The organism is Bifidobacterium sp. N5G01 (assembly GCF_002742425.1).
In the GTDB taxonomy this organism is placed as follows: Bacteria; Actinomycetota; Actinomycetes; order Actinomycetales; family Bifidobacteriaceae; genus Bifidobacterium; species Bifidobacterium hominis.
Window position 1 is genome coordinate 66,891 of sequence record NZ_NJNP01000001.1, and the last position, 13,133, is coordinate 80,023.

Below are 13,133 nucleotides of genomic sequence, written 5' to 3' on the forward strand. Positions count from 1 at the left end.
AAACTCCCCTGTTATTACTGCTGAATGCGGCGGAACGCCTCTTCGACGGCATCCGCGGGTGGATCCTCAAGATGAATCGGATGCCCAATCCTGTCAAGCACCACAAAACGAAGTTTGTTGCCGCGGGCCTTCTTGTCTCGATGCATTAAAGCGAGCACATCGTCCCACGTACCGTTGTTCCAAGACGTGGGCAAGCCCAGCGAGCCCAGCAGCGAACGATGGTAGTCCACAAGATCCTGATCGATGTATCCCAGAAGATGCGACAGTTCGGCCGCATACACGCATCCGACCGCCACCGCGTTGCCATGACGCCAACGGAAATGCTCAAGCTTTTCGATGGCATGGCCGAGAGTATGCCCATAGTTCAGGAATTCTCGCAGTCCCGCCTCCTTAAGATCGGCGGACACATGGTAGGCCTTCACGCTCACGGTATGTTCGATCAGCTCCGCGACCACATCCTTCAAATCGGAATCCAGGAATGTCGACCCGTCGAAGGCACGCAGTTCATCGGCATAATCCTCGAGAATCTGCAGAATTTCCGGATCCATGATGAAACCGGACTTGACGACCTCACCCAAACCCTCGATGAAAATGTCGTTCGGCAACGATGTGAGCGACTTCAGGTCGGCGAGCACTCCGGCCGGAGTGTAGAACGAACCGACCAGATTCTTTCCCTGCGGCGTATTGATGCCAGTTTTGCCACCGGTCGAAGCGTCAACCATGGCAAGCAGCGATGTCGGGCAGTTCACATAGCGAATGCCACGCATCCATGTGGCTGCCACAAAACCAGCCAAATCGGTTGCCGCTCCACCGCCAAGGCCGACGACCGCATCGGAACGGGTGAAACCCTCATCGCCCAAACGCTGCCAAATACCGTTGGCTACCTCGATGGTCTTTCCAGCCTCCGCATCGGGAATGATAATGTCGTACGCATCATAGCCCGCCTGCCGAAGCAGCGTGCGCGCACGATCCGAATGACGCTGCACCGGCTGTGTGTGGATAAGCGCCACCTTGACGGGCTTGCTGCCCAAAACCTGTGCAAGCTGTCCCATCACACCCTCGCCGATACGAACATCGTACGGTTCGATGGTGGAACCGGTGACATGTACTATACGTTGATCAATCATTTCCATCAGCTTTCTCGCAGCCGCCTGCGGAGACTGGCCGCGTGTGCCCACATGCACGTTCGCCACGCGCCTGAACACCGGATCACGTTCCTTATAAAGTTTCTTCCAACGCATATTGGCATCGCCGTTGAGCATCGGACGACCTCCACCACGATTCGCGCGCTCCATGGCCTCTTCCGGATCAGCCATCAAATACACGACCTTGCCACCAGACGCAACGTATCTCGCCAATCCCTCCTGGATGGAAGGTGTCATCGGCGCGCCCCCGCCCAAGGAAAAGATGCCATCGAAATCCTCAAGCATGTCAAGCACAACATCGCTTTCCAGCTCACGAAATTCCGGCTCGCCGTACTTTTCGAAATATTCGGGGATTCGCATTCCCGCATCATGTTCGATCTCATTATCGGCATCGGCAAACGGCAGATTCATCATCCGCGCCACTTCCTTGCCGACACGTGTTTTGCCCGCGCCCATCATGCCGATGATCACGGCGACAGGCCTGCGCATACCAGCCATGAAACGAATCACCTCATATGCTCAGGCCAGGAGGCAATGTACTGTTCGGCATTGCGCTTGGTCTCGGCAACGCAGTCGCCGCCGAACTTCTCAAGCACATACTGCGCAATGGTCAGACGCACCATTGCCTCGGCCACAACCGCGGCCGCCGGAACCGCGGTGTTGTCGGAACGCTGGTTGATGGCCTGCGCCGGTTCGCCTGTGGTCACATCAACGGTTCGCAACGCCTTCGGAATGGACGGAATTGGCTTCATGGCCGCACGCACCACGATCGGCTGGCCGTTCGACATGCCACCCTCGATACCACCGGCACGGTTGCTCAGACGGGAGATACGACCGTCCTCGCCCACCACCATCTCATCATGGGCCTGAGAACCAGGACGCATGGCTTCAAGGAAACCGTCACCGATTTCCACACCCTTGATGGCCTGAATGCCCATCACGGCGCTTGCCAAAGCCGCATCAAGACGGCGATCCGACTCGACATAGGTACCGACGCCCGCAGGAACGCCGTACGCCACGACCTCAATCACACCGCCCAACGTGTCGGCGTTCTCTTTCGCCTCATCGATGCGGGCGATCATCTGCTTTTCCGCTTCCTTGTCAAGCGTACGCACCGGAGAGGCATCCAATGCTTCAAGGTCCTCCGGCTTAGGAAGCGTGGCCTGCTGCGGATCGGTAATGCCCGCGCCGCCGATGGAGAGCACATGTGAAACGGTGCGGATGCCGAATGTCTGCTCCAAGAACTGCTTGGCAACCTCGCCCAGCGCCACACGAGAAGCCGTCTCGCGTGCGGAAGAACGTTCCAGCACCGGACGAGCGTCATCAAAACCGTATTTGCGCATGCCAGTCAGGTCAGCATGCCCCGGGCGCGGGCGGGACAGCGGGGCATTGCGCCCCTCACGAGCAATCTCATGATCAAGCGGATCGGCGCTCATCACTTCGGTCCACTTCGGCCACTCGGTGTTGGCGATCTCAATGGCCACCGGAGAGCCGATGGTCTCACCGAAACGCACGCCGGTAAGCATACGAACCTTGTCCTGCTCGAACTTCATACGTGCGCCACGGCCATATCCAAGACGACGACGCGCCAACGCGCCGACAATATCCTCCGTAGTGAAGTGGACGCCCGCAGGCAGCCCCTCGATCATGGCGACAAGCGCCTCGCCGTGCGATTCACCTGCTGTCTGCCAGCGCAACATGCCAACTCCTTTTCTTCCGAATGCAACTAGTGGACTATCTTAACGGTATGTGGTACATGATTTGCCTGCCGAGTCTGCTCTGTGGACTAGCCGTCAGCGTTGAAGACATCCGTTCACGTCGCATCCCGCGCACATGGGTCGCCGCAGGATGCGTAGTGCAGATTATCGTAAACCTCATATACGCGCTCTATGCCAACGCACTATTCTTGGCGCTGCAGGCACTGCTCTTCGCCGCGCTGTCGGCGGCGCTGCAATGCGCTCTTGCTTTAGTGAAACCCGGCTCGTTGGGATTTGGCGACGTCACGACCACGTTGCTTATGGGTTTGGCCGTCGGCATGTTCGGTCTGTTCGCCGTAGTGTCTTGGTGGCTTGCCGTCGGCGTGGTCGGCTTGTGCTGGATTGCCCTATGGACACGTTTTGATCCGCAAAAGCATACTTCTTACGCCGGTAGAACGCCATTCGCCCCGGCGATTGTGGCGACCGGGGCGATAGGCATTGCAGTTGGCGTTATGTTCTGATCAGTTCGCGTTTTCGTTGTTGTTCTTATACTCGTCGCGAATCTTCCAGAACTCGTCTTCCGTTTCAACGAATTTTGTTTCGCCGGTTTGCAGATTGGTGGTGACGAAATACATCCACTTGCCTTCCGGAGGATTGATGGATGCCTTGATGGCGTCGTCTCCCGGATTGCTGATTGGCGTAGGCGTCAGCCCCTTGTGAATGCGGGTATTGTACGGATTGCTGTCATCGTTCAGCTGGTCATCGGTAAGACGGCTCGCGGAAATGCCTAGACCATAGGCGACAGTCGTGTCCATACCGAGTGCCATGTCACTGTCGATACGGTTGAGAATAACCCTTGCGACCTGCCCGTAGTATCTGTCACTGCCCACTTCAGATTCAGCAATGGACGCAATGATCAAAATGCTTTCACGTTCGCTGCCGGTTGGCACACCCAAATCATCCAACTTGGCGATGCGCGCATCGACCATGCTCTTGATAATATCCTTAGCGGACTTGTTCTGCGCATTGTAGGCGCCAGGCTCAAGCCAGCCTTCGAATTTGCCACCGGCTTCTTCAGGAAGGATTCCCGATCCCCCACCATCTATGATGGCTTGGAATTCCGAAACATCTATGCCCGATGCCTGTGCCGCATTCGCGATGACATCAGACACGCGCTCACCGGCCTTGACTTCGGCGAAGCCTCCGGCCTTGCTTTGGTCAGACAAAATCTTGACCACGTCGGATGCCTTCATATGCGTCTTCAAAGCGTACGATCCCGGATACAACGTGGCCGAGGCCCCGCTTACCGCAGAAGTAAACGCGGCAGCGGACTTGACGATCTTCGCTTTGACAAGGTTCTCAGCGATTTCGGCGGGGCCTTGGCCGGATTCTACGGTAAAGGTCACTTCTTTATCGCCTGATCCCGTGTAATCCTCGATTTGGCTCTGCGAATTCGCTTCGTTCGCGGCCTTCCAATGTTTCAATGCACGTACTCCGAAGAACACGCCGACACCGATCAGAACAACTACCACAAGTGAGGCAATAATCGTGAGGTACAGACGACGACGCTTTTGTTTTCTGCGACGACGCATGTCTCTACGCGATTTCGGCGGCTGCGGAGGCATTGCCGAGTTGAAGGATGTGCTATCCGACGAATCCACCCATTGCGCGTTATCGGAGAAAAAATCATCGAGATTATCGGTCACAGGTCTCTCTCCTCTTGCCTCTCTCTTCTGTCGATTGCTGTCTGCAGTATCACCACCGCTGACTGTTGATCGACCATCGGACGATGCCCACGTCCACCGATTTGCGCATCGAACAGCTGATGATGCGCAGTCACCGTGGTCAGTCGCTCGTCAACCAATTCGATGGTTGGAACTTGCGTCAACGAGTATTCATCATCCTCCACCGCGGCGCGCAGTCTTCTCTCAAGGTTAACAGTCCACCGACGTGCCTTCTTCGCGCTTCTGCCTTCTTCTCCGCTTAGCAGCAACGGCAACCCGACTACCACATGGTCGACTGATTCGTCTTCGATGACGTCAACGACCTCATCCAATGCGCGAAATGAATCCCCGTAGACTTGAATGTTGCCTGCAGGGTGTGCGAGGGTGATGCCGGGGTCAGACAATGCGAGTCCGACCCTAGCATCACCCAAATCAATGCCGAGCCAAACCATGCTTGGTGGCTCAGCCCTTCATGGCCTGGTGGGCCAAAGCTTCGAGAGCCTCGTCAATCTTGGTGGCGTCCGCGCCGCCACCCTGAGCGAAGTCCGGCTTGCCGCCGCCACCGCCGCCGAGAATCTTGGATGCGCCTCGAACGAGATCTCCCGCCTTGATACCCTGCTTGCGTGCGGCCTCATTGGTGGCCACGGCAACCATAGGCTTGCCTTCCTCATTCACGCCGGCGAGGGCCACCACGACCGGGGTTTCCTCACCGAGCTGGCCACGGACGTCAAGCACGGTCTTGCGCAGCGCATCGAAGGAACCGAAATGCTCGACGTTCTTCGCGGCCACCTTGACCGGAGCCTGAGAAGCCTTGGCCTCAGCAACCAGAGCCGGAACGGAAGCCGAAAGCTGGGATTCATACATAGCTGCAAGACGACGATCGGATTCCTTAAGCTTGGCAAGCAACGCGTTCACGCGGTCTGCCAGCTCATCCGGACGGGCGTTAACCATGTCGGAAAGCTGTGACACCAACGCATGCTCGCGAGCGTTGAACTCGTAAGCGCTTTCGCCCACGACCGCATCGACACGGCGCACTCCGGAACCGATGGAAGCTTCGGACATGATGTTGACCGCGCCGATCTTACCTACATGATCAACGTGGGTACCGCCGCAGAGCTCACGGCTCCAGCCGTCTTCGCCAATGGAAACCACACGCACGACGTCGCCATACTTCTCTCCGAACAGGTGCATGGCACCCAGGGCGATGGCATCATCGAACTTCATTTCCTGAGTGGTGACGGCGAGGTTTTCGCGCAGCTTCTCGTTGACACGAGCTTCCACGGAGTTCATCGCATCCTTGCTCGGAGCGCTGGACCACTGGAAGTCGAAGCGCAGACGGTTCGGCGCATCTTCGGAACCGCGCTGGGTGGCCTGAGGGCCAAGCTCTTCACGCAGCGCCTTGTGCACCATGTGGGTGGCGGTATGCGAGCGGGCGATGGCACCACGGCGATCAAGATCGATGTTGGCGTTGACCTCGGCACCGACAACCAGCGTGCCTTCGGTCAGACGGCACTGGTGCACGATGAGATCCTTGATCGGCTTCTGCACGTCGTCGACCTCGAGCACAGCGCCATCATCGGAGAGAATCTCACCCTGATCGGCGAGCTGGCCACCGGCCTGCGCGTAGAACGGGGTACGGTCGAGAATGACTTCGACATTGGCCGGACCGGTGACTGCGGGAACGGAGCCCTTGCCTTCCTGCATGATGCCCAGCACCTTGGCGCGCGCGGACATGTCGGTGTAACCGAGGAAGTCGATGGGCTGAACCAGCGTCTTCTTGAAATCGTCGTAGACGGAAAGATCCACGTTGTGGCGCTTCTTAAGAGCATCGGCACGTGCGCGGCTCTTCTGCTCGGCCATAAGCTCGCGGAACTTGGCCTCATCGACCTTGACGCCCTGATCTGCGGCCATTTCGAGGGTGATCTCGATCGGGAAGCCATAGGTGTCGTGCAGCTTGAACGCATCTTCGCCGGAAACGGCGTCGGATCCGGATTCCTTGGCCTTTGCCACAGCGAGATCAAAGATTTCGGTACCGGATTCCAACGTGCGGCGGAAAGCATCCTCCTCGCCGTAAGCCGCCTCGGACACATCGTGGAAAGTGTTATTGAGTTCCGGATAGCTCGGCTCCATAGCCGCCTTGGAAGTCGGCAACAGGGTCGGCATGACCGGACCGGTCACACCGAGTTCGCGCATGGCCTTGACGGTACGACGTAGCAGTCGGCGCAGCACATAGCCACGACCGTTGTTGGATGGGCGCACGCCGTCAGACATGATCATCAAGGCGGAGCGCACGTGGTCGGCCACGATGCGGAAGCGCACGTCCATGGCTTCGTCATCGCCATACGTACGGCCAGACAGCTTCTGGGCTGCTTCGATGACCGGGAAGACCTCGTCGGTCTCATAAATGTTCTGCTTGCCTTGCATCAGATAGGCAAGACGTTCCAGACCAGCGCCGGTATCGATGTTCTTGTTCTCAAGTTCGCCCACGATGTGCAGGTCGGTCTTGGACTTGACATTATCGACCTCGTAGTTTTCGAACACGAGATCCCAAATTTCAATGTAGCGGTTCTCGTCGGCGATCGGGCCGCCTTCCACACCGTATTCCGGTCCACGGTCCACGTAGATTTCGGAGCACGGGCCGCCGGGGCCAGGGCCACCGGTCGTCCAGAAGTTGTCTTCCATGCCCATGATCTGGATGTGTTCGGGGTCAACACCCTCGTTCTTCCACATCGAGCGGGCTTCCTCATCGTCGGTGAAGGTGGTCATCCATAGTTTTTCCGGATCGAAACCGTAACCGCCCTTGTCTTGCGGGGTGGTCAGCAGCTCATACGCATAGTGGATGGCTTCTTCCTTGAAATAATCGCCAAAGGAGAAATTGCCCAGCATCTGGAAGAAGGTACCGTGGCGGGTGGTTTTGCCGACCTCGTCGATATCCAAAGTACGCACGCACTTCTGATTGGAAGCCATGCGGCTCTTCGGCGGAGTCTGCTCGCCCATGAGGTAAGGAATGAACGGGACCATGCCTGCGATGGTGAACAGGGTGGTCGGGTTCGGAGAGATCAGCGACGCCGAAGGCACGATAAGATGACCGTGCTTTTCGAAATAATCAAGATAGCGCTTCGCGATTTCAGAAGTGCGCATTTGAGATTGAGCTCCTTTTTTGCTGGAAGGCCTAATGCCTTCCAAAGAATTCGTGATTGTTGTCTGAACTTGTATCACGCTGAAGAATCAGCTGATCTTGCTCGCATATTTGGTGTTAAGTTCAGCTTCGCGGGCTCGTCGTGCTTCGTCGAACTCATTGAACAAGGCTTCAAGGGTACGTACGGCCACATGATCTTGGTCTGGCCCAAACAGGAACTGCCGGGCCGCGTCAGGAGTGTTGGCCTTGACGTATGCCTGTGCCTTGGTCACGGCCACAGCACCAATGCCCACACCGATGGAAATCCAGAAGAGACGCTTGAACATCACTCCCCCTTGTTGCTTGCTGCACTGTTGATGTTCTTCTTGTTCACGAAGGACTGCGCAGTGGTTTTCAGGGCATATACCGCAGAAGCGACCTTGATGACCGGCTTGCCGAGGAACGATCCATACAGATCGGTCAGCGCACCGACATTATTGGCCGTCGTGGAAGCCGCGGCGGAGATCTTGTTGACGTCTTCCAACGATTTGTTGACTTGTTGGACGGTGGTCACACTTTCGTCAAGCGCAGGAATCGCATGATCCCCCGTATCTTTGACGGTCTTGGCGATCTGGTCGAACAGCTTACCGAGACGAATCAACGGGTAGATCATGAAACCGGCAAGAATCGCAAAAGCGATTGCCGCAATCAGACCGGCCATTTCTCCAACACCCATCTTGAACCTCTTTTCAGTCCCACGGTTGCCCGCGAACACAATACCCGCATAACAGTAGTAAAAAGCCCCGACCTAAGGCAAGTTACGTTCACTGGTTGTATGAAACGACGCTTACCGCTTCTTCGATGGGTTTCGTCGTGTCGAAGTCAAGAACGGTCACCGATCCATTGGCCGGACGTTCACTCAAATCGTATCCTTCCGGAGCAAAACGGTGCATAAGGCTCAGCAGCGTATTGCCGTGGGAAATCTGCAGCACATCATCGCCGTCCTTCAGCATGGGATTGGAGGCGATCAAAGCAAAACCGTCTTCGACCCTCGCCCAATACTCGGCATCGGATTCGGCGTCGTGGAACGGATCAGCCTCTTTGAGGAAGTCACGCGTCGCACCAAGGCCGTACTTTTCAACGATGTCATTGTAGTTCTTCGCACCGTGAGGGCCTCCAGCGGCGGTCCACGCCACGCCCATATCCTGCCCTTCGAAATAACCGTAGAACTGTTCACGGAAATGCATGTCGCTCATCAATTGAGGGCGAACGTGGCCGGACGCTTCGTTCACATCGAGAATACGCTGGGCAGTCATCTGCGCACGCGTGGTGTCGGAGCAATATGCCGCGGCAAAATCGAAATCCTTCAATTTGTTTGCGGCTTTGTCTGCGTCGGCGATGCCGGATTTCGTCAATGGAGAATTCGACCAACCCTGCAGCCTGTTATATCGGTTGAAAAACGTCTGCCCATGTCGGACGAGATGAAGATGAAGCAACATAGGCTCCATGTTACCCTCACGGTTTGAGCAAATTCGTGCTATACGATGTTGTTATGGGTCGTTTTATTTCTCGTTGGCTAATTCTTACCGTCGCGGCAGGCGTTATGGTCGCGGTTCTCCCCGGCATGCATGCCATCGGAGAGCCTCCTGTGCTTGGCATTGCTGCGTTCGCTTTGTTCATGGCGCTGATCAACGCTTCCATCAAGCCGATCATCCACATCATCGCATTGCCGTTGTCGATCGTTTCGTTCGGATTGGTCGCATTGGTGATCAACTGGCTGTTCATGCAGCTCGCATCATGGTTGGCGCTGTCGTTCTTCTCTGTGGGCGTCACTATTGACGGATTCGTATGGTCTGTACTCGGCTCTCTTGTCATGACGATTGTCAGTGGCATTGTAGGCGGCATCATCGGCGACTAGGTGTTGACAGTTACATTCACTAGATAGCGAAGAGCCTCGCAATCATCAGGATTGCGAGGCTCTTGCTGTATGTCCTTATACTGTATGTTCTTACAGTATGTAGATCCAGATCAGCGGGCGTAGAATTCGACCACGTACTGGATGTTGACCTGCACCGGGATCTCCTCGGCTTCAGGCTTGCGAGTCAGGGTGGCCTTCAGAGAAGGCAGGTTGACGTCCAGGTAGCCCGGAACCGCCGGCAGCACATCGCGGTGCACGCCTTCGGCAGCGGTCTGGAACGGAACCATGGTCTGGCTCTTGGCCTTGACCTGAATGGTCTGGCCAGGCTTGACGCGGTAGGACGGGCGGTCGACGATGTTGCCGTCAACGAGGATGTGGCGGTGGACCACGAACTGACGAGCCTGGGCGGTGGTGCGGGCGAAGCCTGCACGCAGAACCAGAGCGTCAAGACGGGTCTCGAGGTCGGTCAGCATGGCGTTACCGGTCTGGCCGGCGGTGTGGGTGCCCTTCTCGTAAGCGGCGCGAAGCTGCTTCTCGGAGATGCCATACTGAGCGCGAAGACGCTGCTTTTCGCGCAGACGCACTGCGTAATCGGACTCAGTGCGACGGCGGGTGCGACCGTGCTCACCCGGAGCATACGGACGCTTTTCGAAAATGCGCTGAGCCTTAGGGGTCAGTGCGATGCCGAGGGCGCGGGAAAGACGCACCTGGCGGCGAGAACGCTGAACGTTCGTCATTGGTTTAATCCTTTGTTTGTTCTGTCGTTGTCTGAACGGAACGCAAACCGGTTTCCCGATATGCGCTGAGCCAGCCTCTCCAGTGCTTCTTCGTGCAGAACACGAACGGCTTGAACACGTGCCGTAGTACAGCTCGTATCGGCCGCCGACCCACTGATGGGCTAAGACTCCAGACGGCATGTTCCCTTGTGGGCGCACACCAATCGTTAATAATACACATGAGGGCGGGACGAGCTTGCCGTTCCGCCCTCTTCGGCATGTCACGCCGCCATTGCGACGCTATGCTTCGACCAGTACGCCCCTGTCCATGCGGTAAGTTCGATCCACGTATGCGAGTGCGTCCGGATCATGGGTGACCATGAGTACGGCCGTACCGTCTTTGGCAACTTTCTGCAGTAGCCTCATAACGATGGCGGTGCTTTCGGCGTCCAAATCGCCGGTGGGCTCATCGGCAATCAATAGTTTCGGACCGTTCATCAAAGCTCGTGCTATGCTGACACGTCTCATTTCGCCACCGGAAAGTTCTTTCGGATAGCATTCCGCCAAGTCATCGACCTGTAGCCGGCGCAACAACGCGTGCGCACGTTCCACGGCATGATCCTGAACGAGATTGTTTTGCGCTTTTGCCGCCGGAACTGCCGCAATGACATCCGGGAGTCCGTCATCGACCGTCTGTTCGGAAGACGAATCAGAAGCGTTCTCTTCCGTCGCTTGTAAATAGTGAGGATCTGCAAGCATCCGGGTATCGCACTGCTCTGTTTTGCCGTTCTGCAGTACGGAAGGAAGAATCACATTGTCAAGTGCCGTAAGATTCTGCAGCAGCGTCTGGCTTTGCGTGACGAAACCGATGGTGCGATTGCGCACGATCGACATTTGCCTGTCATTCAGCCGCGTCACGTCGTTACCGTCCAAATCGATGGATCCGGACGTGGGTTTGAGCAGGCCGGTTATAAGATTCAGCAATGTGCTTTTACCATTGCCGGAACGTCCGACGATCGCTACGAATTCGCCTTGACTTAAGGTGAAATCGACATGATCCACAGCCGCGAACGGTTTGCCGCGACGTGTGAACTCGCGAGTGAGCTCTTTTACTTCGAGAACCGTGTTTTCCGTCATCATTCACCTTCTCTCAAAGTCAGATAGGTTTCGGGAGCGGAGAGTTTCACCGCCGTCGCCGCGGAGGCGAGTAGTCCGGTAAGCACTGCGAACACGAAACTCACTGCGATCAATGCCAACACATTCCATATGTTGGTTTGCAGATACGGCAACTGCAACTGCTGTCCGATAAGCGTGCTGAACGGGAAAATCGCAAGCGATGCGACCGCAATGCCAACGACTCCGCCCAAAGCTCCAATCATGGCCGATTCCTTCACAATGATGCCGACCAAAGTGGAACGATTGGCGCCAAGAATGCGATACGCGGCGAATTCACGCTTACGTTCGTTCATGGCGGACGAGAACACCGCAAGCAGCACAATCAGACCCATAATCCAGAACACCGCGACGAAAAGGGTCACGTAGCGAATAATCACGTTCAGATTGGATTTCGTGGTAGCCGTAATACCGCCCGGATACACGTATCCGAGGCTTTTGATTCCGGTCGTTTTGGTGATGTTCGAAGCGACCTGCTGAGCGGAATAACCGTCTTTGACCTTGATGAGCACTGCGGAAACGGCTTTGTCGGCGTATTCTTCCGGAATGGCGGCATGACCCACCTTGGCGGAATAGCCGACCACGTCGGGAACGGTCTGCATGTTCACGAATACGGAATTGTCGAGTGACGTACCCGTGTTGGCAAGTTGCGCCGCCACTGGGAATTCGTGCCCGTACAGTTTGACCGTGTTATCGCCCGACACGCTGATGCTGGCTCCGGCAACGATCTGACCGCGCTGGAGCGTGCCGTCGAACTGCGATGCGATCCAAGGGGTGATTACGAAGTCGGTATCGGGATTGAATCCGATGATCTGCACTTTTTCGTCGCAGCATGCGGCGGCCAGCGATGAGATATAGGTTTGTTCCGTGATTTCGTCGATGCCGTCGGCTTTCGCCACTTCATCGGTGATGTCTTTGGTGAAGTAGAACGTGCTTGCTGATCCATTGGTCAGCAACGCCTCGGCCTCGTTTTTGGTGTTTTGCGGCGTGACCATAAGATCGGCGCCCATACGTTCCTGCATGCTGTTCAAACCAGCTTCGAGGTTCATGGACAGCAGCGAACCTCCATAAAAGGCCACGGTAAGCATGGTGACGACGATGGCAAGCGCTGCCGTGCGGAACGGTTTGCGCTTGAGGTTGACCAGCGGCAAACCGGCGAGGGTGATGTGATTCGGCATCGTAGGATCAGGCGCGCTTTGCCGGCTTGAGATCAAGATACGCAGCGATTGCCGCGAGCACGGCCAACAGCACGCCAAGCACTATCAGCGTCGGCAAGGTGACCATATGGCAGTGCATCATGGCACCCTTGCACACGCCGATAAGCACGGTCGGCACAGTGATGGTCAGCACGCCAAGCACGGCATTGGCAATGTCAAGGCCGGCACGGGTCTGATCGGAAACGAACAGCCCTGCGACGCCAAGCACCGCAATCACAATGCCGATGCCGAGCGCAGCCTGAGCCGTGTAATGGCATGCCATCGGCATTTCTTTGACCGCGCACACGTGGGCGAAGGTCTGTGGCGCGACGGCCACCAAAGCACCAAGCAGAATCTGCGAAATACCGGCATACAGTTTCTTATTCATGATCTTCCTCTCAAAAAAGACAACATCGCCGATTATCGCAGGGTCCTTTTGAAAAAGA

14 protein-coding genes are annotated in these 13,133 nt (G+C 56.5%); 2 read left to right on the forward strand and 12 right to left on the reverse strand.

All coding sequences use genetic code 11. The features are described 5' to 3' along the window. Window positions 1-14: 14 nt before the first annotated feature. A complete protein-coding gene (locus tag CE168_RS00285; RefSeq protein WP_099571144.1) occupies window positions 15-1,634 on the reverse strand; it encodes a bifunctional shikimate kinase/3-dehydroquinate synthase in 1,620 nt (539 codons plus the stop codon). 17 nt (window positions 1,635-1,651) lie between these two features. Then, window positions 1,652-2,845 carry a chorismate synthase gene (gene aroC / locus CE168_RS00290; RefSeq protein ID WP_099570651.1) on the reverse strand — a complete coding sequence of 398 codons (1,194 nt, stop codon included), beginning with the start codon at window positions 2,843-2,845 and terminating at the stop codon, window positions 1,652-1,654. Between the two features lie 47 nt (window positions 2,846-2,892). On the opposite strand from aroC, the gene CE168_RS00295 reads away from it, so the two are divergent. Further along, entirely contained in the window at window positions 2,893-3,363 is a 471-nt protein-coding gene (locus tag CE168_RS00295; protein WP_180753453.1) for a prepilin peptidase, read from the forward strand. Here CE168_RS00295 and mltG read toward each other — a convergent pair whose 3' ends face one another. The 6 genes from mltG to CE168_RS00325 all read right to left on the reverse strand — a co-directional run bounded on the left by mltG (window position 3,364) and on the right by CE168_RS00325 (window position 9,183). Then, complete coding sequence (mltG, locus tag CE168_RS00300; RefSeq protein ID WP_099570653.1) at window positions 3,364-4,548, reverse strand: endolytic transglycosylase MltG; 1,185 nt, start codon at window positions 4,546-4,548, stop codon at window positions 3,364-3,366. Continuing rightward, on the reverse strand, window positions 4,545-5,018 hold the full coding sequence (gene ruvX / locus CE168_RS00305; protein WP_099570654.1) for a Holliday junction resolvase RuvX: 474 nt from the start codon (window positions 5,016-5,018) through the stop codon (window positions 4,545-4,547). Before ruvX ends, mltG begins: the two co-directional genes overlap by 4 nt. Window positions 5,019-5,028: 10 nt before the next feature. Then, window positions 5,029-7,707 (reverse strand): alanine--tRNA ligase, encoded by a 2,679-nt coding sequence (gene alaS / locus CE168_RS00310; RefSeq protein WP_099570655.1) that lies wholly within the window; start codon window positions 7,705-7,707, stop codon window positions 5,029-5,031. An 87-nt stretch (window positions 7,708-7,794) separates the two neighbouring features. Further along, the gene (locus CE168_RS00315; protein ID WP_099570656.1) at window positions 7,795-8,031 is read right to left on the reverse strand and encodes a hypothetical protein; all 237 of its coding nucleotides are present in this window, start codon (window positions 8,029-8,031) and stop codon (window positions 7,795-7,797) included. Next, window positions 8,031-8,420 (reverse strand): DUF948 domain-containing protein, encoded by a 390-nt coding sequence (locus tag CE168_RS00320; RefSeq protein WP_099570657.1) that lies wholly within the window; start codon window positions 8,418-8,420, stop codon window positions 8,031-8,033. Before CE168_RS00320 ends, CE168_RS00315 begins: the two co-directional genes overlap by 1 nt. An 88-nt stretch (window positions 8,421-8,508) precedes the next feature. Beyond that, the gene (locus CE168_RS00325) at window positions 8,509-9,183 is read right to left on the reverse strand and encodes a histidine phosphatase family protein (RefSeq protein WP_099570658.1); all 675 of its coding nucleotides are present in this window, start codon (window positions 9,181-9,183) and stop codon (window positions 8,509-8,511) included. Between the two features lie 53 nt (window positions 9,184-9,236). Between CE168_RS00325 and CE168_RS00330 the strand changes: the two genes are divergently transcribed. Next, a complete protein-coding gene (locus CE168_RS00330; protein WP_099571145.1) occupies window positions 9,237-9,602 on the forward strand; it encodes a phage holin family protein in 366 nt (121 codons plus the stop codon). 110 nt (window positions 9,603-9,712) lie between these two features. Here the strand turns inward: CE168_RS00330 and rpsD are convergent, their stop codons facing one another. From rpsD to CE168_RS00350, 4 genes are all read right to left on the reverse strand, one after another. Then, entirely contained in the window at window positions 9,713-10,339 is a 627-nt protein-coding gene (gene rpsD / locus CE168_RS00335; RefSeq protein WP_099570659.1) for a 30S ribosomal protein S4, read from the reverse strand. A 279-nt stretch (window positions 10,340-10,618) separates the two neighbouring features. Continuing rightward, window positions 10,619-11,458, reverse strand: a complete 840-nt coding sequence (locus CE168_RS00340) for an ABC transporter ATP-binding protein (RefSeq protein ID WP_099570660.1) — start codon at window positions 11,456-11,458, stop codon at window positions 10,619-10,621. Beyond that, window positions 11,455-12,669, reverse strand: a complete 1,215-nt coding sequence (locus CE168_RS00345) for an ABC transporter permease (protein ID WP_099570661.1) — start codon at window positions 12,667-12,669, stop codon at window positions 11,455-11,457. The genes CE168_RS00340 and CE168_RS00345 overlap by 4 nt, the downstream gene beginning before the upstream one ends. A 7-nt stretch (window positions 12,670-12,676) precedes the next feature. Beyond that, entirely contained in the window at window positions 12,677-13,075 is a 399-nt protein-coding gene (locus CE168_RS00350) for a DUF4418 family protein (RefSeq protein WP_099570662.1), read from the reverse strand. Window positions 13,076-13,133 lie beyond the last annotated feature (58 nt).

Bases quoted from the DNA above. Each gene is read 5' to 3' on its own strand.
- CE168_RS00285 (WP_099571144.1), bottom strand. From the start codon at position 1,634: ATGCGCAGGCCTGTCGCCGTGATCATCGGCATGATGGGCGCGGGCAAA.
- aroC (WP_099570651.1), bottom strand. From the start codon at position 2,845: ATGTTGCGCTGGCAGACAGCAGGTGAATCGCACGGCGAGGCGCTTGTC.
- CE168_RS00295 (WP_180753453.1), top strand. From the start codon at position 2,893: ATGTGGTACATGATTTGCCTGCCGAGTCTGCTCTGTGGACTAGCCGTC.
- ruvX (WP_099570654.1), bottom strand. From the start codon at position 5,018: ATGGTTTGGCTCGGCATTGATTTGGGTGATGCTAGGGTCGGACTCGCA.
- alaS (WP_099570655.1), bottom strand. From the start codon at position 7,707: ATGCGCACTTCTGAAATCGCGAAGCGCTATCTTGATTATTTCGAAAAG.
- CE168_RS00315 (WP_099570656.1), bottom strand. From the start codon at position 8,031: ATGTTCAAGCGTCTCTTCTGGATTTCCATCGGTGTGGGCATTGGTGCT.
- CE168_RS00320 (WP_099570657.1), bottom strand. From the start codon at position 8,420: ATGGGTGTTGGAGAAATGGCCGGTCTGATTGCGGCAATCGCTTTTGCG.
- CE168_RS00325 (WP_099570658.1), bottom strand. From the start codon at position 9,183: ATGTTGCTTCATCTTCATCTCGTCCGACATGGGCAGACGTTTTTCAAC.
- CE168_RS00330 (WP_099571145.1), top strand. From the start codon at position 9,237: ATGGGTCGTTTTATTTCTCGTTGGCTAATTCTTACCGTCGCGGCAGGC.
- rpsD (WP_099570659.1), bottom strand. From the start codon at position 10,339: ATGACGAACGTTCAGCGTTCTCGCCGCCAGGTGCGTCTTTCCCGCGCC.
- CE168_RS00340 (WP_099570660.1), bottom strand. From the start codon at position 11,458: ATGATGACGGAAAACACGGTTCTCGAAGTAAAAGAGCTCACTCGCGAG.
- CE168_RS00345 (WP_099570661.1), bottom strand. From the start codon at position 12,669: ATGCCGAATCACATCACCCTCGCCGGTTTGCCGCTGGTCAACCTCAAG.
- CE168_RS00350 (WP_099570662.1), bottom strand. From the start codon at position 13,075: ATGAATAAGAAACTGTATGCCGGTATTTCGCAGATTCTGCTTGGTGCT.